Genomic DNA, 22,100 nt, shown 5'->3' with positions numbered 1-22,100 from the left:
GGCTTAGATAATAAATGGCTTAGGTGCGTGCGTTAATACTTCGTATCCTGTGTCAGTAACGACGATATCGTCTTCTAAACGCACCCCACCATAACCTGGTATATAGATGCCAGGTTCTATGGTTATCACATTACCAACCTCAAGGGTGTAATCAGTCAAGGTATTAATAAAAGGCACTTCATGTAAGAAAAGCCCTAGCCCATGCCCGAGTCCTTTACCTGCATACTCTCCATATCCTGCATCATCTAATACTTGCTGTGATGCCGCATTTAACGCCAAACAGTTGATACCGGGCTTAACAAACGCAAGTGATGCTTGTTGCGCCTCTTGTACAGCTTTGTAAATCGATATTTGTTTATCTGATGCCTCACCCAGTATATAGCTTCGTGTCATATCGGAGCGGTATCCGTTCACCACAGCCCCAAAATCAAGGGTGATAAAGTCGCCGTGTTTTAACACCTGTGAAGACGGATTACCATGTGGCAGCGCTGTTCGTTCAGCAAATAGCATAATAGTGGCAAAAGACATGCCTTCGGATCCTAGCTTCTGCATTCGGTATTCAAGTTCTAAGGCTAAATCACGCTCAGTAACCCCTTCTTTGAAGTAAGGTAAGGTCTCTGCCAAAGCCTGATCCGCGATTGCTGCAGCCGCTTTAATCTGCTCAACTTCCCAAGCATCTTTAACACGTCTTTGCTGTTCTATAAGACCAGTAACCGGGGCAAAGGTGTGATTACTTAGCGCTTTTTCTACATCTTGCCATACTGCAACTGTGATATAACTTGCATCAAAAGCAACATGACTTTTAGCAGCTAAATGACGGTTGATGCAGTCACCAAGACTTTCAGTATCACGGTCACGGCACACCACATCAAACCCCGAAGTCTCTGCAGTAGCACGCTGATGGTAGCGATAATCGGTTATCAGTATGCAGTCGTTCTTTGTGATCAATGCGTAGGCGGCATTGCCACTAAAACCACTTAAGTAACGAATATTTTCATGACCAAGAACTAACATGGCGCTATAGCCTTGCTGTTCGAGTCGGGCTTTAAATTCAGCTTGTCTTTGTAGGTAGTTTGCTTGCATCATCACTCCTTATTTTTTGCGCATGCTAGCAGCATTCGATTTAAAAACGAATTAGATGCGATTAGTCGCAGTGAATTTGCATCCCGTTACACACTCAGGTCACAATGTGAAAAAACCAAGGAGTAAACAATGACAACATATGGCATCGGTATTCAGTCACCAGAGCAAGCTCTGGCTTCTTTATCAGATATGACAACAGATTTAACCCCGATACAAAGTAATGAATTTTTAGCCCGTATCAGCGCAGCGCAAGCCTATATGCAAGCCAATAATATAGACGCAATTTATCTGAATGCAGGAACCAACCTTGCTTATTTTACTGGAATGCGTTGGTATGCAAGTGAACGTTTAGTTGGCGCTATTTTACCTGCGAAAGGCAATGTTGAATACATCGCCCCTTATTTTGAAATTGGTAGTTTAAATGATTTTATGGTGATTGACGGTCCAATACGCGGCTGGCAAGAACATGAAAACCCGTATCAATTGTGTGTTGATGTACTGTGTGAAATGGGTATCGATAAAAATGCTACGATTGGTATAGATGAAAGCGCGCAATTCTTTATTTATGATGGGATAAATAAAGCCAACAGCCATTACAACATCATTAATGCCCAATGTGTTACAGCGCATTGCCGTATGCATAAATCAGCGAATGAGCTTGCTCTTATGCAACGTGCTATGGATATGACTCTTGAAGTTCATAAAGCCACTGCAAGTATGCTCTACGAAGGGATAACAACCACCGAAGTCGAAGCCTTTATTAAAAAAGCACACCAAAAAGTAGGCGCACCAGGAAACTATTTCTGCATTGTATTATTTGGTGTAGCGTCGTCTTTCCCGCATGGTGTAAAGAACCCACAAACCCTTAAAAAAGGGGATGTGGTGTTGATTGATACAGGTTGTAAAGTACATGATTACTTATCTGATATTACACGTACTTATGTCTTTGGAGATGCAACTGTACGCCAACGTGAGTTCTGGCAACATGAAAAAAATGCACAATTAGCTGCATTCAACGCCGCTAAAATTGGTGCTAGTTGCGGCTCGGTCGATGATGCGGCACGGCAATATCTCGCAGCTAATGGTATGGGCCCAGACTATCAAACACCGGGATGTCCTCACAGAACAGGTCATGGCATTGGTTTAGATATTCATGAATGGCCTTATTTAGTTGGGGGTAATACAACTAAACTTGCTAAGGGTATGTGCTTTAGTAACGAGCCAATGATTGTTGTTCCTGACGAATTTGGTATTCGATTAGAAGATCACTTTTACATGACGGAATCGGGTCCATGCTGGTTTACAGAACCGGCACACAGCATTGATGACCCGTTTGGCTTAAGTAAATAAGTTTTATTCAGGCCACTGTATTGTGGCCTGTCTCTTTCCCTGTCTTTATGCACTTCACATATTACATTAGTTCACAATACGCTTACTTTTCGGTCACCTTTTTTGTCTAAGCCATGGTATTATTTCAAGAATTTTACCTATAAAAATATTATGGAGAATAAATGGGTTTGCATTTTAAAGTTCCCCACACGCTAATTTTACTACTCAGTATGATGGTCATTGCTTTAATCGCAACATGGCTCGTACCACAGGGTTTCTTCAGCACAACACTCAGTGACTCAGGCCGAGAAATGGTCGTTGCGGGTACTTATCAAACAGTATCAGAACGTCACTATTTAACTCCTTGGGATTTATTACAAGCAATTCCTCGCGCTTTTGCCGCGGCACAAGATGTAATTTTCTTTGTATTAATCGTCGGGGGTGTATTAGCCATAGCACGCGCAACAGGTACTGTTGATGCACTAATCGGTCGCTTACTTGAGCGCCACGGTGAAAAACCACAGCGTTTAATATTTATGGTGGTATTTTGCTTTGCACTTGCATCGAGCAGTATTGGTACTGCAGGTGAGTACATCCCGTTTGTTATTATTTTAGTTGCGCTGTGTAAAGCAATGCGCCTCGATGCGATGACCGCAGTCGGTATGATAGTCGCAGGCTATGGTATTGGGTATGGTGTATCGGCATTTAACCCCTTCACCGTATTAATAGCACAACAAATTGCAGGTATTCCTGTTTACTCTGGCCTATGGTTACGTTTAGCCATCTTCATTCCATTTGTTCTTATCGGTTTTCATCATGTTTGGAAATACACCAAAATGGTGGCCAATGATCCGTCTAAGTCGATGATGATAGGTGTACCTTGCCCGCTTGAAAATCAAACGGCTGCAAGTTACCCAACACTTGCTCTTCGCCATAAACTTATTTTAGGTAGTTTTATTATTACCCTTGCGATTGCTGTTTGGGGTATCGCATCAAAAGGATGGTATTTATATGAGCTAGGTGGTGTTTTTATCGCATGGGGTGTCGTTGTAGCCATTTTAGGCAAGTTATCTGCTGATGAAGCGGCCAATAAATTTATTGAGGGGGTGTCAGACTTAGTAACAACCGCAATTTTGATTGGTGTTGCAAGGGGTATTGCGCTGATTTTAGAGGATGGTCAGATTCTGCATAGTTTAGTGCATGGCATGTCGTTACCGTTGTCTTATGTATCTGCCGAAATATCAGCGATTGGCATGTTAGTGATTCAAACTGTATTAAATACATTTATTCCATCAGGTTCTGGTCAAGCTTATGTCACGATGCCACTAATGGCACCACTAGGAGATTTAGTCGGTGTGCCACGTCAAGTTGCAGTACTTGCTTACCAATTTGGTGATGGGTTCTCAAATATGATCATTCCTACCAATGCCGTACTTATGGGTATTTTAGGTATGGCTGGCGTACCCTACGGCCATTGGTTTAGATTCTGTTTACCACTGCTTATCAAACTAATGGCTGCCGCATCAATAGTACTGGTAATCGCAGTTATGTTTGGTTATGGGCTAGATGTGCAACCCACACTAAATTAAGCTAGTTGATATTAAAAAAGCGCCCTAGGCGCTTTTTTTACATGTTTTGAGTTCTTTGTAACAACACATTTTTGGATAAAATGGAGTTGGAGTCAAAGGACAAGCCTGTGCAAAACCTGACCATAAGCCGCAACTCGCTTCTGCCCCAAGACGTGTTTAGGAGAATTTCTAAAAATAGTGAACTTCGGCCGTTCACAATTGCTTTTCTATTTCGTCAAGGTATATTGCTTGCATAGTCAGGAAAGCAACACAATCGCTCGTTTTTGTCCTGAGGCAAAAGCTAGGACTACTGCATTTTAGTAGTAATGGCAATTAGTTAAGAAGTTTGTTACAAATGAGTCATTCAGAAAAGCGAGCGACGCAGTGGTAGAAAAACGCGCGATTCGCTCGCTATAAACATGTTATGCATAATTTAACCTGTACATATATACAGCTAGTGCTATTATCTTGTTAAACAAACTGCGTTTATAAAAGGGATCAAGATGATTAAAGGAAGCTGCTGTTGTAACTCGGTTCAATTCGAATTAGTTGAAAAGCCAAGTATGATGGGTATGTGCCATTGTAGTCGTTGTCGTAAAGTTGGTGCGAGTTCATTAGTTTTTGTTAAGTCTGATAAGTTTAAGATAACTACAGGTCGAGATAAAATAGCTACGTTTAAAGCTCAGCCGCCATATGAATACGACAGATGTTTTTGTTCAGTTTGTGGGACTTCTCTTGGTGAGGTTCTATCTGAAATGGATTCGTTTCCAATCAATGCTAATTGCTTAGATACTGAGTTTGAAATAGAAAATCAATTTCATGAGTTTGTTTCGGAAAAGCCACATTGGTTTAAAATTGGAGACCGCGCAAAACAATTTCCTAAACATCCACACGAATAGGAGAAAATATGCATAACAAAGCGTTTAAGAGGGATTCACAACGCTTGGCATTTTTAGTTTGAATCGGTTTAAGTGATTACGACACAATGGCTTAGGTTAGGTGGTTGGCGTTGTTCACCCCTTAACGCGGCGTTATGTGTAAATTATGACCATAGAAACATTCAACCATATTGAAGCTGGCTTATGGTTCAGTATTGGCTTAGGGATGCTAATTACTGCTGTCATTAGGCGCAGAGATAATCGTTGGCTAACGCTTTTGCTGGTAGCTACGGTTGCATTCACTCTATTTGGCGTATCAGACATAATCGAAGCTGAGACAGGAGCATGGTGGAAACCGTTGGAACTATTGGCTCTTAAAGCCACCTGTGTTTTAACTTTTATATGGTGCTATCTCAAAGGGAAAAAATTAAGTGCCCAAAACACATAATAAGCGCCATTTAAACGCCGCTGCGCGGCTCATTTCGCAACACGCTGATCGCGTTTGTGGCGGCCGTTACCACCGTCCGCTTCTGGCACAGAACCGCCCGTCGACTAAAACTCATTTCTGTCCAATAATGATTTAAATGCTAAGGCTTTAAACTTTAGGTTCTGTATAGCACTTTAATTACATGCCAACCAAAGCGGGTTTTCACTAAATGCGGTTCAAGGATCTCGCCGCCAAATGCAACTTTGTCAAACTGCGGTACCATTTGCCCGCGTCTAAATTCGCCTAAATCCCCGCCTTTTTTACCTGACGGACACGTTGAATATTTTTTAGCGAGGGTTTGGAACTTAGCCCCTTTTTTAAGTTGCTTAATGATATCTTCAGCTTGCTCTTTATGTTTAACTAAAATATGCAATGCATGTGCTGTATTGGCCATGGAGTATCTCGAAAATTAAAACGCAGATATTTTATCACGACAAACTAAACTGAGCCACTGCGGCTATTTCTGTTTGCTTATTGCTGGTAAGAACCCTTTAATCAAACAAAATTGCGCTAAATAATAACTACACATGATTGCGATATCTGCATGCACAATTTCAAAATAAAAACGATTAAGGCCAAGAATAGAGTCTGATACAACAAACACTGCCCCACCTAAGACTAAAAAACCGTTCGATTTATCCGTCATCCAAGTAAGGCTTGCCATTATGGTGAGCACCAACATATAAAAAAGCACGGGAATGAGTATGTCATTCAGGTTTGGATAGAATAAGCAAAAAACGATGATTGCAAAAAAGAGATAAAGTAATACGACTTCTATTCGCCAGTGTTTAATAGGTAACATGGTAATGATATAAAAAGCGTGACTTACAAAGAATGCCGCTAAACCGCCTATAAAAAGCTGCCCTGTATCAAAGACGAGTAGCACATCACCAAGTGCCGAAAAGCTAAGTGCTACTAATAGCGTGATCAAAATGCGATTTTGTATCTGATTGCGTGCTTTTAACACCATCACAATCAACACACCGATTGGTAATGCTTTAAATACCGCCATAGAGGGTTGAGATAATGCAGGTATAAATAGCAGTAAAGCAATGTAAAAGGTGCAAAGGATTAGAAAGAGAATTTTCATATTCTTATTATTTTTATTTGTTCCCAATAAAGAGAATAGCAAAATTTACTTTAAATGTTTATAAAAAATGTTGCTTTTGTTTTTCGCTCAGTAACTTACACTGAGTTTGTTTACCAAAAATACGATAGCGATTACGACCTACCCAATCATAAATATGATCGCGAAAGCCCTTTGGGAGCAGATAAAACACTTTAGCAATTGAGAATGGAAACCCTAATTCATTTGCGATAAATAACACAGCATCACTTTGTTTATATAGCTGGTTTTTATCAATCACTAACATTGAGGAAAGTGGATCTTTAACTTCATGCGCTTTTAATAAACGCTCACCTTTATCGCTTTGCATTGGGCATAACTTAAAGGTTATCTGTTTATCAAAGCGAAGAATAAAACGAACACAAAAATGGCACAGATTTCACTGACCATCAAACAAAATGACTGGGCAGTGAGTATGCAAGTTTAACCGCTTACTTGCACAACTTGTTTCCCTGTGAAGCCACCAGCAAGTTGTTTATTCAGTGCATCAGAAACCGCGTGGGCACTAAAGTCAACGGCATGGATTTGTGGCAGTTTTATCTCACCACGCGCTGCATTATCGAGTAATAAATTGCCCATAAAACTTAGCTTTTGCTGTGCACATAAGCTATTAGCAAGCCAAGCCCCACCAAGCGACACAATACCAATATTAGGTGCGCGTCTGAACATCAGTTCTTGTTCGAATTTCGGGAGTTCGTTTAAGCATGCAATATGGCCACAAAAGCGCATTAGCTCAACGTTACGAATGGTAGTATCGCCACCAATACAATCAAGCACAGCATCAAAGCCTTGCGGCCCTAGTTCACGACGAATTTTATCTTCAAGTTTAGGGTCTTTATAATCAAACACGACATCTGCACCTAATTGCTTAAGTAACTTATGATTGTGTTTGCTGGCGGTGGTAAACACCGTTGCACCACGTTGCTTAGCAAATTGAATAGCAAATTGGCCAACCCCGCCAGCACCAGCATCAATAAACAGTGAATCCCCTTCGCTCAGCTGCAACTTATCAAGGGCAATTAATGCCGTCATACCTGAACAAGGTAAGGTTGCAGCGTCTGCAGGTGATACGTTATCTGGCACAACCGATACAGCATAGTTTGGCACCGTTGTGTATTCAGATAACACACCTTGGTCGCCAAGACTGGCGTGCCATACAACGCGTGCACCAACACCAGGGAATACACCTTTATTTGCCTGAACAACCACCCCAACAGCATCATGGCCTAATACATGCGGGTAATGCCATTTACAAAAACCTTGTTTTGCAAAATTAGCATCAACATGGTTTAAGCCCACATATTCAACTTTAATCAAAAGTTCGTTCCCTTCAGGACTCGGTACTGGCACAGAAAGCTCAGATAACGTAATAGCGTCATTGGGCTCAACCACTGCTAGCGCGCGCATTGTTGACGGAAGATCTGTAGTTTGTTGAATATGTGACATTTAATACTCTGGGTTAAAGATTGTTAAGTTCAAAGCTCCAACGACCGTTAAACACGTTATATGCGCTTACCTTGGCCTGGACAGATGCAATAGTTGAATCAACAGCATTTTCTTGCGCTATTAAAACATCCTGTCTCGCATCTAACAACTCTAAGTAAGGAATTTGTCCTTCTTCATACATAGCGTGAGCTTGTTCAAATGCTTTATTCGCATAATTAAAACGCTGATTAGCAAAATCAAGTTGTTGCTGTTGTTTGACTAAGCGTTGCAAGGTAAGTTCACTTTCGCTTATCGCTTTTAGTACTTTACTTTGATAGTCGCTGTAAGCCGCTTCGCTTAAAAATTGTTGTGCGTCTCGTTGAGCCAATAATGCAGGATAGCTGAGTAATGACCATTCAACTTTTGGCGTCACTTGCCATTGTTGCACGGTATCGTCTAAACCATTACTGGTTAAACTCACCACACCTGCAAACCCTGCTAGGCTAATATCAGGCAGAAGCGCTTTAGAGGCTGCAACACTGAGTGAATAAGCTTGACTGAACTGATACAAGGCACTGGTAATATCCGGTCTGAGTGCCATTGCTTCACTCGCTTTATAAAACGACACGCTAAAATCGCGGCTCAATAATTCAGACTCTTCAATCAGCGTTATGTCGCTTGCAAGTCGGCCAGTTAGCACCGCAAGGGTTGCTAAGTCGCGATATTGCAAGTAACTAAGCTCAGGAATAAGCGCTTGTTGCTGCTTTAACTGAGCAAGGGTACGATTAAGGTCCAACTCATTGGCAACGCCCTCTTCAACTCTCGCTCTTAGCACATCAATACTTTGCTCTAACGCCTCAATTTGCATCTCAATAATCGCTTGCTTTTGCACATTACCTTGATAGCTTACATAGCCTTGCACTACGGCTGAAACCACTTCAACCTGCAATGCCCTTAACTGCTCGGCTTGATTTAGTGCGCCAGCATTCGCAGCATCCACTAAAGCTGTAATACGACCAAATAAATCAAGCTGCCAATTTACATTAACACCCGCGTTTGATTGGCGCGTAATAGCGCCATCTAAGCTACTGCGCTCTGCGATTACGCTTAGGCTGCCCTGCGGATAATAATCCGCGCGGGCTGCACCTAAACGAGCTATGGCTGCATCAAGTTGAAGTTGGCTGGTTTTTAAGTCGTGATTCATTGCTAATGCATCAGTCACTAAATTGTCTAACTGCGCTGAATCTAAACGACGCCACCAGTTATTCTCGCTCGCACCTTCGTTTTGTGCACCAATTTGTGTATCACTGACAAATTGTGTCAGGCTAACTTGCTGCTCTTGTATATCTACGCTTTGTGCACAGCCTGCCAATACACCAGCTAACAGCATTGCACTTACAAGTTTGCCTTGCTTAAAGATTGCATCAAGAGGCTTATGCATCGTGTTGCTCCTTCTGCGATTTTTTCGTTACTAACATATAAAACACCGGGGTAAACAATAAGCCAAACACGGTTACACCAATCATGCCTGAGAATACCGCGTTACCCATAGCATGACGCATCTCAGCACCTGCACCAGTGGCAAGAACAAGTGGTACAACACCTGCCGTAAAAGCAATTGATGTCATTAGAATTGGGCGAAGTCGTAAGCGACACGCTTTAATAATGGCTTCAAGATGAGACATTCCCGTTTTATGCTGATCTCGTGCAAACTCAACCATTAAAATGGCGTTTTTACTTGCTAGCGCAACCAGTACGATTAGTGCGATTTGTGTGAAGATATTGTTGTCATCACCCACAAGCCACACTCCTAACAAGGCCGAGAAAATAGTCATAGGCACAATCAGAATAATAGCCAGTGGTAATCTCAAGCTCTCGTACTGCGCCGCAAGTACCATGAACACAAGCAATACAACAAGTGGGAAAACATACACCATGGTGTTACCCGCTAATATTTGCTGATAGGTTACTTCTGTCCATTCAAACTCAATCCCATTGGGGAGTGTGTCTGCAAGGATTGCTTCAATAGCTTGCTGTGCTTGGCCTGAGCTATAACCTGGTGCTGGGCTACCATTTAGTTCAGCTGTAGGATAACCGTTATAGTGCATCACACGATCTGGGCCTGTTGTTGGTGTGACCGTTAATACAGAACCTAATGGCACCATCTCACCCATACGGTTACGTACTTTTAGATTCAAAATTTGCTCTGGATCTTGACGGTAATCAGCATCAGCTTGCGCATTTACCTGATAAGTACGACCAAACAAGTTAAAGTCATTCACATACACAGAACCTAAATAGACTTGTAAGGCATTAAATACTTCATCAAGAGGAATGCCTTGAATAAGCGCTTGCTCTCGGTCAATGTCGATATCCATTTGTGGCACTTGAATTCTAAAGCTAGAGTAAAGTCCCATTAATGCAGGGTCTTGCTGCGCTTTAGTAATGGTTGCTTGTAAACTGTTAAAGAGTGCTTCAAAGCCTTTGTTAGCACGGTCTTCAATTTGCAGTTTAAAGCCGCCAGTAGTCCCTAAACCTTGAATTGGCGGTGGCGGGAACACCGCGACAAACGCTTCATCAATAGCGGCAAATTTTTGATTTAACTGCGCCGCTATCGCCATTGCAGACATACTCGGGTCTTGACGCTCTTCAAAAGGTGCAAGCGGAGTAAACACAATGCCGCTATTTGGGCTATTGGTGAAACCATTTACAGATAAACCAGGAAACGACACAGTGTTTGCAACACCGGGGACTTGTAGTGCAATTTTTTCCATTTCTTGCACGACTTCTTGGGTTCTGTCTAAGCTTGCCGCATCAGGTAACTGTGCAACAGCCACTAAATATTGCTTGTCTTGCTGTGGAATAAAGCCACCCGGAACAGCATCAAACAATTTAACGGTGCCACCAACAAGCGCAACATAAGCAACTAATACAATCACACTCATACGAATAAGCTTTTGCACGAGTTTTTCGTAGCCATTTGCGCCTTTATCAAACACGCGGTTAAAGGGTTTAAATAGCCAGTTGCCAAATAGGCGGTTTAATAACTTAGTTAAACGGTCTGGTTTTGCATCATGGCCTTTTAATAATAACGCCGATAACGCAGGCGATAATGTTAACGAGTTAAATGCTGAGATAACCGTTGAAATAGTAATAGTGAGTGCAAATTGCTTATAAAACTGACCCGATAAACCAGTAATAAAAGCCGTAGGAATAAATACCGCGCACAATACTAACGCAATAGCGATAATTGGCCCGGTTACTTCTGTCATCGCAACACGAGTTGCTTCTAGTGGTGATAAGCCCTGTTCGATATTTCGTTCAACGTTTTCAACCACAACAATGGCATCATCGACAACAATACCAATTGCGAGTACGAGCCCAAATAACGATAAGGTATTAATAGATACGCCTAACCATTGCATTACCGCAAACGTACCAATCAAAGATACTGGCACAGCAATCAGTGGGATAACCGATGCACGCCATGTTTGTAAAAACACCACCACAACAATAACAACTAACGCGATTGCTTCTAAAAGCGTTTTAATTACAGCATCAATCGAGCCGCGTACGAAAATAGTGGGGTCATAAACAATGTCGTATTCTACTCCTGATGGAAAGTCTTTAGCTAACACCTTCATGGTTTCGCGCACTTGATCAGAAAGCTCAATCGCATTAGAACCCGGGCGTTGGAATACGGGCATAGCAAGGGCTGGTTGACCATCTAGCATCGCTCTTAGTGCATACGTGTCTTGGCCAAGCTCAAGGCGTGCAACATCACTTAGGCGTGTAAGCTGACCTTGTTCACCGACTTTAATGATCACATTTTCAAATTCTTCTTGTGAGCTTAAGCGCCCTTTTACATTCATTAGAATTTGGAATTGGTTACTTTTCGACGTAGGTTGTGCACCCAAGCTACCCGCAGCAACCTGTTGGTTTTGCGCACGCAATGCATTTACTACGTCCATGGCTGTTAAATCGCGTGCCGATAGCGCATCTGGATTTAGCCAAACGCGCATCGAGTATTGGCCACCACCGAACATACGTACGTCACCCACTCCCGGAAGACGTGCAATTTGGTCTTTGATATACAAGTCAGCATAGTTCGCTAAGTAGGTCGTATCGTGCGTTTTTTCAGGTGAGTATAAATGCACCACCATGGTTAAATCGGGTGATGATTTTTCGGCTACGACACCTAAACGCTGAACTTCTTGTGGTAAGCGCGGTAGTGCACTATTTACACGATTTTGCACTTGTACTTGTGCACGGTCTAAATCAGTACCTAACGCAAACGTTACCGTTAGTGTCATGCGGCCATCACTGGTTGCTTGCGAAAACATATACAACATGTTTTCGGTACCATTGATTTCTTGCTCAAGCGGAGTCGCCACTGTTTCAGCAATCACCGTTGGGTTTGCACCCGGGTAACTTGCCGTCACAACAACCGTTGGCGGCACCACTTCTGGATACTCACTGACTGGCAATTGAAATAACGAGATGGCCCCTGCGATAAGAAAGATAAGTGACAGCATCGCAGCAAAGATGGGTCGCTGAATAAAAAAGTGTGAAAATTTCATTTTGCCCTACTGTTTTGCGACCAAGTCTGAATTTGTACTGGAAAGAGTGAATGCTATTCCGTCGCTGTTAATGGTGACGGTGTTTGGTGAGATAGGCATACCCGGGCCTACACGAGCAGGGCCATTGACGGCTATCACATCACTTTCATTTAAGCCTGATGTAATCGCGCGTAGGCTGCCGTAACGCTCGCCCACCGTCACTAATTTATATTCAAGAACATTGCCTTCACCCACAGTGAGTACAAAACGGTTCTTTAAATCTGTACCAATTGCACGCTCTGGTACGATAACTTTTTCGCTTACTTTATTGGCTGCAAGCTTAATACGAGCAAATGACCCCGCACGCAGTTGTTGCTCATCGTTTTCAAACACGGCACGAACGCGAAGAGTACCGGTAGTTTCGTTAATTTGATTATCAATAAAATTAATTTTGCCATTAAAGTTAAAGCTCGTTTCGCCCACTTTTTGCATCACGACCGCTTGCTCGCTTTGCGCTGTAACATCAGAAAATGACTGATTCCACGTGCGCTCATCAATATCAAAGTAAGCATACATTTGCTGGTTTGAAACAATGCGTGTTAACACACTTTGACCGGCAAGTACGTTGTTACCTTTGGTGATATTTGCTCGCGATACTACGCCATCAATGGGTGAACGAACTTGGGTAAATGCTAAATCAAGCTTAGCTGCACTCAGTTCTGCCTGAAGAGCTAGCAATTGCGCTTCGCGTTGTCTAAGGGTTGATTTACGAGACTCTGCTTGCTCAATTGAAATAGCTTTTCGTTCTGTTAAGCGCTCAGCTCGTTTTGCTTCACTTTTAGCTTGCTCAAGTGCTGCCTTGGCGCTTTCAATTTGCGCTTTTAAGCTATCAACCACCGCAGCAAAAGGGCGTGCATCAAGCGTGAAAAGCAAATCGCCTTCTTTAACGCTGTCACCTTCTTTAAAGTTAATTTTATCGATCACACCCGAAACACGTGGCATGAGCGCAACTTCTTGCGGTGCTTCTAAACGTGTTGTATAGGTGTGCCAATTTTGTACTGGCTTAACGAGTACTTGTGCTACATCAATAGGTTGTAAATGCTGTTGCTGCGCTGCTTGGTTGGCTTCTGTGCCACACCCTGCAAGCGTTAAGCTCGCAATGGCCACTGCCACTGCAAGAATAGATTTGTTCATCACGACTCTCCTGTTTATAGATTGGAGACAATGTTACGGCACTAATTAGATGACAAAAATGATAGATTTCTAAATTCTTTAATGCCAAAATGGCATCAATAATGTTTTAGGAACTGCTATGGATACCACCAGCCGCCTGTTAATGCTACTTGAGGTAATAGAACGAGGCTCGTTTGCAAAAGCCGCTGAATCGAGAAACATCGACCGCTCAGTTATCTCTAAACAAATTAGCCGCCTAGAAGACGAGTTAGGTGTTCGCTTGCTTAATAGAACCACGCGCTCGTTTTCATTAACTGCAGCAGGGGCTGAAATGATCAAAAAAGCCGCTGAACTCAGAGATCTCTTAAATGAAACAGTGCGACTAGCTGAAAACTATCACCAAGAACCGCGAGGAACCCTTAAAATCACTTCCTCAAGTATTCTTGGCAAACGCTACATTCAACCGGTTATTAACGACTTTCAAAAACGTTTTCCGCAAGTAGAAGTGGAACTTCGTCTAGACGACAGATTAATTGATTTAGTGTCTGAGGGTTACGATCTCGCGTTTCGTGTTGGCGAACCAAAAGACTCCTCGTTCATCGCGCGTAAAATTGCACGTAACCGGATGTTGCTCTTAGCCTCGCCTGAGTTTATTGAAACCTACGGTATGCCAACATCTGTAGAAGATTTAAAAGAACTGCCAGCAGCCAGCTACACCAGTCCGAGTAAGCGTATAAGTGGTATTCGTTATCGCAATGCTAATGGCGATATTATCGAGCAAAATATTAAAAGTGTTTTCAGGGCTAATGACGCAGAAGTACTTCTTATGAAGGCTATTTCAGGAAACGCGTATGTGCTCGCTCCTGCCTTTATACTTGAAAATGAAGTAAAGCGAGGTGATTTAGTGCCTATTTTGACCAACATTGAATTACTTGATTACAGTGCGGTGTATGCTGTGTATCCACACAGAGACCTGCCAGTCAGAACACGCTTATTTTTTGATGCGATGCGTGAATACATAGGTAAAGATATCCCCATTTGGGAAGCAAATATCCCTAATTACGATGCCATGTATCAAAAAAGTACTTAGCTTGCTTTATCTGTATCGCAAAACAGTTGAGAAATATTTAACTCATAGGCTGTAACAACACGATTACGTCCTTGCTGTTTTGCCTGATATAAGGCGTCATCAGCCCGTTTTATAAAGTTTTTAAGGGTTTGCTTTGGCATATAACACGCAACACCAATGCTAATGGTTACATTAATTGTGTGCTCATCGATTTGGTAGTCAATTGTGGCTAATTGCTCACGCAACATATCCGCAAATTCAAACGCACTCTGTGGGTCACTTGCAGGTAAAAAGATAGCAAATTCTTCGCCACCAATACGAAACACATAGCCTTTATTAAGCCGTTGCCTAAAGAAACTGGTGACCTCTATTAACACTCTATCGCCTACTTCATGACCGTACTGATCATTAATTTTTTTAAAGTAATCAAGGTCGAGCATTAACATAAACAAACCATTTTTATGAGTCAGCTCAACTTCGAAATAATGAGTCATTGCGAGTCGATTGCCAGCCCCTGTGAGAGGGTCTAACAAGGCTAAATTTTCAAGACGTTTTCCATATTCTGCACGACTATTTTCAAAACTGTGCGACACAGCCCAAATGCTGATATAGACAAACGAGAGGTTGAGTAACGAATTAACAGAGTTTAACGGTACTAAGGTCTCTTTACTGAGTAAAGTAATGCCTTGGATGATGGCTATTCCAAACGAGAAAAATAGCCCATATCGCTTGCCTAATAACAAATAATACAAAATGGGCAGAGCGCACGTCCAAATAAATAGCAGGTTTTTAATATCTCCAAAATGCGTACCAATAACAACAAGCAGACTCAAAAAAACGCACAAAGTGAGCGATTGCCACAGATGGCCATAGTGTTGTCGTGTGTAAAAATAGGTATGGAAACAAAAAACGGCAAAGAAAACTTCGAGTATGCCAAGCACAGCAAAGTCGTTATAGAGTAAATTATAAAAAGCGAATATTGTTGCAAGTACGCCCAAACAAAAGCTCATCCATTTAAGAACGTTATTTCGTAAAGCCTGAGTGCCTCTCAGCGCACCAATATCCATCAAGTTTCTCGCTTTGTTATGATTACTTGATTTTAGCGTGAAACAAATTAATTAGGAACATTTTATTAACAGTGAACAGCGTTAAGGTAAGCTCTTTACACTACATCCCTATTATTACTACACAGTATCTCTTTGGATTAGTAGCACACGCTAATAACAGAACCGGCTTAAATATTCAGTTCAAAATAAACAACTAATCGTTGATTAACGCTGTCACTTCTTCGATCAGATCATTAAATTCATTGCGTACATTTTTTTGCTGTTTGTCTGTTAATGTTGATTTAAGTGCTAACAATAGTTTCACGTAATTCTCTAAATTTTTGTCGTCAGCGTTAATAAGTGCTTGGCTCATGAACGCAACTCGGTCGTTAATAATAACCGCAAGTTGTTGATCAAAATCGGCGGGCTTGGTTTCTTGTAAAAATAACGTTTTAAGTGCATCTAAACGTTTTTGTTTGTACTGCATCCAGAGCAAAAAAGTATCGACACGCTGATGAGTGAAATCGACAACCAATGTTTTTTGTTCAGTTGATAACTTTGTACCAAGCCACTCTTTATAGGTATCAAGGTTGTCGTCTAAACGCGCTTTATCATGCTCTGCTGGCGTTTTTTGTTCATGCTCTTCATATTCATCGTTAATGTTCTCTTGTAACGCAGCCACAAACTCAACACGCTGCTTGTAAGACAAGGTATTTGCTAATGCAATTAACTCAGGTTCAAGTTTTGTCACTAATGTTTGCCAATGCAGTTTGGCAGCTAAGAAATGGGTTTTTAATTCATCATGACTAACATTTTTATCAAGTAATGATTTTAAATGTTCGAGATCACGCTTGTACAAAGGCAATTGCGTTTCTCTGTGCCAATCACGGCTAGTTTGGACTATATGTTTAAACTTATCTGCTTGGTCGCTATTCAGGTCGACATAGTCGTCTATCCAAAACCCAGACAACCAGCCAAGGTTGTTATAGGTAAAACTAGGTGAACATCCTGCAATGCCAAGCAATATGCTAAGTGCAATAAGGTACTTTGCTATTTTTTTCATTTGTATTTGTAAAATCCTGTTCCTGTCTAATTACTTTAGCAAGTTGATAGAGAGTGTAAATATGCAATGCCTGCATTTTAATGAAATTAATTCTCATTTAACTATTGACGAACAGTTAAACCTAAGTAATAATCGTTATCAACAACTTGGTTCGCTAAACTGTTTATACCGCAGTTTCGATACCTACAAGGGTTTGATGCTGTTCCACCAAGTTTGTTCAAGACGTAACTCTTGAATGATGGTTGCTTCCTCGACCCGAGCACCGACATAAAACGTTACACTTTACTTGCTACATTGCTCATATCGGTGACGGTAGATATGACCTCAAAAAGCCCACTCTGGGCTTTTTTTATTTCTTTAGTTTTTCTATTAAAATCTGTATCTTAAGCCTACTTGTTAATTACTAAGCGTGTCGGTGTCTATAAATTAGGCATTTGCAGTAGTTGGGTCTAAACTAACAATATGTTTTGCCCATTTGCTGATACGGCAAGGCTTTTATCAATACCCTAATTATTGATATTTAAACACACATTTGGAGGCAGACTATGATCAAGCCTAATTTAAAATCACTATTGCTAAGCAGCGTGTTACTTCTTTCACCGTTTGCCAATGCAAGCCTAGAAGATGCTCAACTCGCAGCGAATGAAGGACGTTTTGAAGAAGCACTTCAAGAATTTAATTACCTTGCAGATCGTGGCTATGCACCCGCTATTTATGAATTAGCTAAAATGTACGAAGGTGGGTTCGGTGTTCAGCGTGATTACCGTAAAGCAGCAGAGCTTTACCAAAAAGCCGTTAAGCAAGTTCACGCAGATTCAATGTTTGCACTTGGTGTACTTTACCAAGAAGGTAAAGGGGTAAAACTAGACAAAGAGAAAGCAATATCACTTTACGAAATGGCAGCGCAAAAAAACCACCCTGCAGCACAATATAATTTAGGTGTTATGTATGCCAATGGTGAAGGTGTTTTACAGGACTACCGCACAGCAATGAGCTGGTATCAAAAGGCTGCTGCAAATAACTTTACGCTTGCGCAGTATAATATGGCGTTAATGTATTATGATGGTTTGGGCGTTCCAAAAAACCTTGAAAAGTCATATATTTGGAACACAATTGCTGAATACAATGGCAATATGGATGCCAGTCATAGTCGTAAACTTGACGAGCGAAACATGATGCCAGCAGAAGTTGAAGCTGCAAAAGAAAAAGCCGACGCTATTTACGCAAAAATACAAGCGGGATTATACGCCCCTGACGGTCGTTTATAATGACACGAAGTACTTGCGTCTATCGACGCAAGTACATCCATTTTAATAGCGTAATAAGCAATTTATTTTGCTTAAGCAATAGCTGTGTTCTTGGATTAAATTTACCAGATACCAATGTATTTCTGGCATGACTAAAAGTTTTAAACCCTTCTATTCCATGGTAGTGACCCATTCCTGATTCACCAATCCCACCAAAAGGAAGCTGATCTGCGGTCACTTGCATCAACACATCATTTATTGCCAAGGTGCCACTGCGAATCGACTGACTCACAAACGAAATCCTCTCTTTATCGTGGCCAAAAATATACAATGCTAAGGGATGAGGGTGACTATTTATATAGTCAATAACCTGTTGCAATGATTCATAGCTCATTATCGGCAGTAATGGGCCAAATATTTCATTTTGCATCACGTTCATCGCATCATTAACTTGCGTCAATATATGCAAACCCAAACGATGTTTTAAATCGTCATATTGATTCTCTTCAAGCGGCTTAAAAATTTGAGCCCCTTTATCTTCAGCATCCACTAAATATGATTTTAAACGCTGATATTGAGAGTCAGAGACGATTGAAGTTAGGTTTTTTCCCTCAACGCCGTCTTTAAAATGCTGTTTATAGAGCTCACATAGCTGTTGCAGTAATTGATGCTCATGTTTTTTTGGCACGAATACATAATCAGGTGCAACACAAATTTGCCCTGCATTATTTAGCTTGCCAAACAGCAATGTTTTCGCCACTGATTTTATATTCACATCGTCAAGAATCACAACCGGTGATTTACCGCCAAGTTCTAAAGTAACCGGTGTTAAATGCTGACTCGCTGCCTGCATCACCTTACGACCTACTGTTGTGGAGCCTGTAAATAATATGTGTGCAAAAGGCAGTTCACTAAACGCCGCAGCAACCTCGCTCTGCCCTTCAACAATATGGCAATGCGCTGCTAACTCACCAGAAAATATATCCTTTATAATCTCATTGGTATGGGGTGTAAATTCGCTGACTTTTAGCATCACTCGATTACCTGCCGCTAATGCGGTAATGACAGGAACCAGTGCGAGCTGTATAGGATAATTCCACGGCGCAATAACACCGATAACACCTTTTGGCTGATAATTAATATGAGCCTTAGAGGGCCACAAACTAATACCCACACCACGCGACTCATTGCGAGCCCACTTGGGCAGCCGTTTTATTGTGTCACTGATGAGTTTTACTGTCGGTAATAAATCACCCAGTACGGTGTCAAAAGCAGTGCGGTATCCAAAATCTTTACTCGTCGCCGCAACAAGGGCTTGCTCGTTAGTAATCAGGCTATTTTTTATCTGTTTTAAAATGCTAATACGCTGCTCGATTGGCAAATAAGGTTCAGCCAAAAAAGTACGATTGAGTTGCTGGAATTGAGAATGTAGAAGTCTTTGAATATCAGTCAAAATGTGATCTCTTGAATAGCGACAAATTCAACTATAGCGATCAATAATAACCGCCGCAACTTTCATAGAAGTAAAAAAACAGCGCTCAGGGTGAGCGCTGTTGTTGGTTGGAATAGGTTGGATATTATAAATGTATCTTAAAAACCAAACACAGCGGCCGCGATGGTCATTGTAATTAGCGTAATCATCGCAATCGCAATGATATTAAGTGCAAAGCCTGATCGGATCATATCACGCATTTGAATTTGCCCCGACCCAAACACAATGGCATTAGGAGGGGTTGCAACAGGCATCATGAATGCGCAGCTACATGCAATCGCTGCAGGAATAACCCACACTAAAGGCGTTCCAAATACAGATTCAGCAACCGGACCTAATAGCGGTAAGAAACCAGCAGCAGTTGCGGTATTACTTGTGATCTCAGTTAAGAAAGTAATCAATGTTGCAACAGCCAAGACACTCAGTACTAACGGAATCACACTTGCACCTTCAATCATGTGAGCGATGTACTCTGCTAGGCCTGATGATTTAATTTGCGCAGCAAGTGTTAAACCACCCCCGAACAGTAATAACACACCCCAGGGCACTTTTGCTGCACTTTCCCAATCGAGAATACGCTCGCCGTCCCCTTTATTAGCAGGTAACACAAACAGCAGTAAAGCAGCAGCAATCGCAATGCCTGTATCCGATATTTTTAACCCTGTTGAATCAGCCAATAACGGTCTGAAAATCCAACACACTGCAGCAAGTACAAACACTATTGCCACGCCTTTTTCAGCACGCTGCATTACGCCAAGCTCTTTAAGCTGGGTTGAAAATAATGATTTAGTATCTTGGCTCGCATCTTGCGCGCACGGTGTATCCACTTTATAAGCAAACTTAGTTAACCATACCCAGCATAAAATAAGCATAACTGTTGCAAGCGGGACACCCACTTTCATCCACTGTGCAAAACCAATATCAATTTTATAGCTATCTGATAAGTACGCTGCCATTAATGCATTTGGCGGAGTACCAATCAACGTGGCAATACCACCAATGCTCGCGCCATACGCGATAGATAGTAATAATGCTTTGCCAAATTGGTCGTTATCAGGATTAGATTGCTTTACTAACATCGTGATCGACATAGCAATCGGTAGCATCATCACCGCAGTGGCTGTATTTGACATCCACATTGATAAAAATGCCGTCACCAACATCATCGCTAAAATTTGTAGGCTAGGTTTCGTTCCCGCACGAAGCATTGTATTAAGTGCTATACGTTTATGTAGCCCCCAACGCTCCATCGCGATAGAAATTAAAAAACCGCCCAAGAATAAAAAGATCAAAGGGTGAGCATACGGTGCTGCAACCCCTTTGATTGCTGCAATACCAGCAAGAGGTGATATAACCAGTGGTAATAATGAAGTAGCTGGAATTGGCACAACCTCACTCACCCACCAAGATGCCATCCAAAATGCAAGGCCTGCTGTTCTAAGTGCGGGTTCACTCATCCCTGCTGGTGGGTCTATTAAGCATGTTAATAGCATCACTAATGGACCCAATAAAAGCATCACAGTGGTCATCAACGGACGTTGCTCTGTGCCGTCTTTTGTTTGATTAACTAATGACATACCGACTCCTTAAAACTTGTACTTAAGGCCAAGTGCAATGCTGTTATCTGATTCAATATCAAGGTCTAAATCAGTATAGAATAAGTATGCAGTTGTTTGTTTATCAAATACATAGTCAACACCTGCTGTCCATTGTTTACCTTCTTCAGCATGGCGAATTTTAGAGTCGTCTTTTACGTATTGTAATTTAGGGACCCATTTATCAATTGCATAGCTTGCACTTACAGCATAACCATTGCCTTCTTTAGTCCCGTCTGTTGATTCACTACGTTGGATTAAACCGGCTAACTGAAGATTTTCGTGTTTCCACGCCGCGACAACGCGACTTGCCGTTAATTTATTAAGAGCATCAACATGACTGATTGCAACATAATAATTAGCTGATTTTAATGCACGGTCACCATAAATAACGGTTGCAGCAAACCCTGACTCATCATTACTGCTATCGTCTTTTGGCGCGTATGTTAACGCTAATGAAGCACCCGCGTATGTTTTAGAGCTATAGGTAATGGTGTCGCCAATCCGGTCTTGCCCTGGGATCAACTGCGCAATATCAGCTTGTGTTTCGTTAAAACCGTCAACTTTGCCTTCTGAATATTTAAAGCGCGTGTCATTACGACCAACGACAACTTCACCAAAATCGCCCGCTAAGCCTAAATATGTATTACGTGCTGAGAATGGCTCATTAGTATCATCGTGTTCAAAGCCTTTTACTTGTACTTCGTATTTGAACACAGCTTTTAATGATTCAGTGAGTTTATGACTGCCCTTGATGCCTATACGAGAAAAAGGTGCATCAATTTGCGTACCTTCATCAGCATAGCGCATCACACCAGTATCAGTGTTGGCTATTTGAACTTCGGCTTTTCCATATACAGCGTAGTCAGCAGCCATTGATGAGCTTGCAAAACACGCTAAAATTATACCCGCTGCAACGCGAGTTTTTGTATAAGTTACTATTGTTGTCATTATGCGCCC

General features: G+C 41.7%; 19 protein-coding genes. 6 read left to right on the top strand and 13 right to left on the bottom strand.

Annotated features, from left to right (window positions below; all coding sequences use genetic code 11):
* Positions 1–3: 3 nt before the first annotated feature.
* The gene (locus tag BM378_RS10335) at positions 4–1,083 is read right to left on the bottom strand and encodes a M24 family metallopeptidase (protein WP_074989133.1); all 1,080 of its coding nucleotides are present in this window, start codon (positions 1,081–1,083) and stop codon (positions 4–6) included.
* A 129-nt stretch (positions 1,084–1,212) separates the two neighbouring features.
* Between BM378_RS10335 and BM378_RS10330 the strand changes: the two genes are divergently transcribed.
* The 4 genes from BM378_RS10330 (at position 1,213) to BM378_RS10315 (ending at position 5,306) form a co-directional block, all read left to right on the top strand.
* Positions 1,213–2,433, top strand: a complete 1,221-nt coding sequence (locus tag BM378_RS10330) for a M24 family metallopeptidase (RefSeq protein ID WP_074989132.1) — start codon at positions 1,213–1,215, stop codon at positions 2,431–2,433.
* A 161-nt stretch (positions 2,434–2,594) separates the two neighbouring features.
* Complete coding sequence (locus BM378_RS10325; RefSeq protein ID WP_036972786.1) at positions 2,595–4,001, top strand: YfcC family protein; 1,407 nt, start codon at positions 2,595–2,597, stop codon at positions 3,999–4,001.
* 482 nt (positions 4,002–4,483) lie between these two features.
* On the top strand, positions 4,484–4,879 hold the full coding sequence (locus BM378_RS10320; RefSeq protein WP_065979133.1) for a GFA family protein: 396 nt from the start codon (positions 4,484–4,486) through the stop codon (positions 4,877–4,879).
* A gap of 145 nt (positions 4,880–5,024) precedes the next feature.
* Positions 5,025–5,306 carry a hypothetical protein gene (locus BM378_RS10315; RefSeq protein ID WP_065979132.1) on the top strand — a complete coding sequence of 94 codons (282 nt, stop codon included), beginning with the start codon at positions 5,025–5,027 and terminating at the stop codon, positions 5,304–5,306.
* Positions 5,307–5,460: 154 nt separating this feature from the next.
* On the opposite strand, the gene ppiC is transcribed toward BM378_RS10315, so the two are convergent.
* The 7 genes from ppiC to BM378_RS10280 form a co-directional block, all read right to left on the bottom strand.
* Positions 5,461–5,739: a peptidylprolyl isomerase PpiC gene (gene ppiC, locus BM378_RS10310; protein ID WP_036972789.1), complete on the bottom strand. Its 279-nt coding sequence runs from the start codon at positions 5,737–5,739 to the stop codon at positions 5,461–5,463.
* Between the two features lie 63 nt (positions 5,740–5,802).
* Complete coding sequence (locus BM378_RS10305) at positions 5,803–6,435, bottom strand: lysoplasmalogenase (RefSeq protein WP_074989131.1); 633 nt, start codon at positions 6,433–6,435, stop codon at positions 5,803–5,805.
* A 58-nt stretch (positions 6,436–6,493) separates the two neighbouring features.
* On the bottom strand, positions 6,494–6,847 hold the full coding sequence (locus tag BM378_RS10300) for a thiol-disulfide oxidoreductase DCC family protein (protein WP_083422904.1): 354 nt from the start codon (positions 6,845–6,847) through the stop codon (positions 6,494–6,496).
* A gap of 47 nt (positions 6,848–6,894) precedes the next feature.
* On the bottom strand, positions 6,895–7,917 hold the full coding sequence (locus BM378_RS10295) for a zinc-binding dehydrogenase (RefSeq protein WP_074989130.1): 1,023 nt from the start codon (positions 7,915–7,917) through the stop codon (positions 6,895–6,897).
* 13 nt (positions 7,918–7,930) lie between these two features.
* A complete protein-coding gene (locus tag BM378_RS10290) occupies positions 7,931–9,337 on the bottom strand; it encodes a TolC family protein (protein ID WP_074989129.1) in 1,407 nt (468 codons plus the stop codon).
* Positions 9,330–12,476, bottom strand: a complete 3,147-nt coding sequence (locus BM378_RS10285; RefSeq protein ID WP_074989128.1) for an efflux RND transporter permease subunit — start codon at positions 12,474–12,476, stop codon at positions 9,330–9,332. Before BM378_RS10285 ends, BM378_RS10290 begins: the two co-directional genes overlap by 8 nt.
* 6 nt (positions 12,477–12,482) lie before the next feature.
* Positions 12,483–13,649: an efflux RND transporter periplasmic adaptor subunit gene (locus tag BM378_RS10280; protein WP_074989127.1), complete on the bottom strand. Its 1,167-nt coding sequence runs from the start codon at positions 13,647–13,649 to the stop codon at positions 12,483–12,485.
* A gap of 118 nt (positions 13,650–13,767) precedes the next feature.
* Here BM378_RS10280 and BM378_RS10275 point away from each other — a divergent pair, with 118 nt between their 5' ends.
* Positions 13,768–14,718: a LysR family transcriptional regulator gene (locus tag BM378_RS10275; RefSeq protein WP_036972798.1), complete on the top strand. Its 951-nt coding sequence runs from the start codon at positions 13,768–13,770 to the stop codon at positions 14,716–14,718.
* On the opposite strand, the gene BM378_RS10270 is transcribed toward BM378_RS10275, so the two are convergent.
* On the bottom strand, positions 14,715–15,764 hold the full coding sequence (locus BM378_RS10270; protein WP_074989126.1) for a GGDEF domain-containing protein: 1,050 nt from the start codon (positions 15,762–15,764) through the stop codon (positions 14,715–14,717). The genes BM378_RS10275 and BM378_RS10270 overlap by 4 nt on opposite strands.
* 193 nt (positions 15,765–15,957) lie before the next feature.
* Entirely contained in the window at positions 15,958–16,806 is an 849-nt protein-coding gene (locus tag BM378_RS10265; protein ID WP_074989125.1) for a DUF6279 family lipoprotein, read from the bottom strand.
* Positions 16,807–17,351: 545 nt separating this feature from the next.
* On the opposite strand from BM378_RS10265, the gene BM378_RS10260 reads away from it, so the two are divergent.
* Positions 17,352–18,074: a tetratricopeptide repeat protein gene (locus BM378_RS10260; RefSeq protein WP_036972801.1), complete on the top strand. Its 723-nt coding sequence runs from the start codon at positions 17,352–17,354 to the stop codon at positions 18,072–18,074.
* Between the two features lie 19 nt (positions 18,075–18,093).
* Here BM378_RS10260 and BM378_RS10255 read toward each other — a convergent pair whose 3' ends face one another.
* The 3 genes from BM378_RS10255 to BM378_RS10245 form a co-directional block, all read right to left on the bottom strand.
* Positions 18,094–19,509: a coniferyl aldehyde dehydrogenase gene (locus BM378_RS10255; RefSeq protein WP_074989124.1), complete on the bottom strand. Its 1,416-nt coding sequence runs from the start codon at positions 19,507–19,509 to the stop codon at positions 18,094–18,096.
* A gap of 134 nt (positions 19,510–19,643) precedes the next feature.
* Complete coding sequence (locus BM378_RS10250) at positions 19,644–21,074, bottom strand: SLC13 family permease (RefSeq protein WP_227006889.1); 1,431 nt, start codon at positions 21,072–21,074, stop codon at positions 19,644–19,646.
* A gap of 57 nt (positions 21,075–21,131) precedes the next feature.
* Positions 21,132–22,091 (bottom strand): porin, encoded by a 960-nt coding sequence (locus tag BM378_RS10245; RefSeq protein WP_065979122.1) that lies wholly within the window; start codon positions 22,089–22,091, stop codon positions 21,132–21,134.
* Between the last annotated feature and the right edge of the window lie 9 nt (positions 22,092–22,100).

Source organism: Pseudoalteromonas lipolytica (assembly GCF_900116435.1).
Lineage (GTDB): Bacteria > Pseudomonadota > Gammaproteobacteria > Enterobacterales > Alteromonadaceae > Pseudoalteromonas > Pseudoalteromonas lipolytica.
Note: the sequence above shows the minus strand (reverse complement) of the source record. Positions and strands in the feature narration are given on the sequence as shown.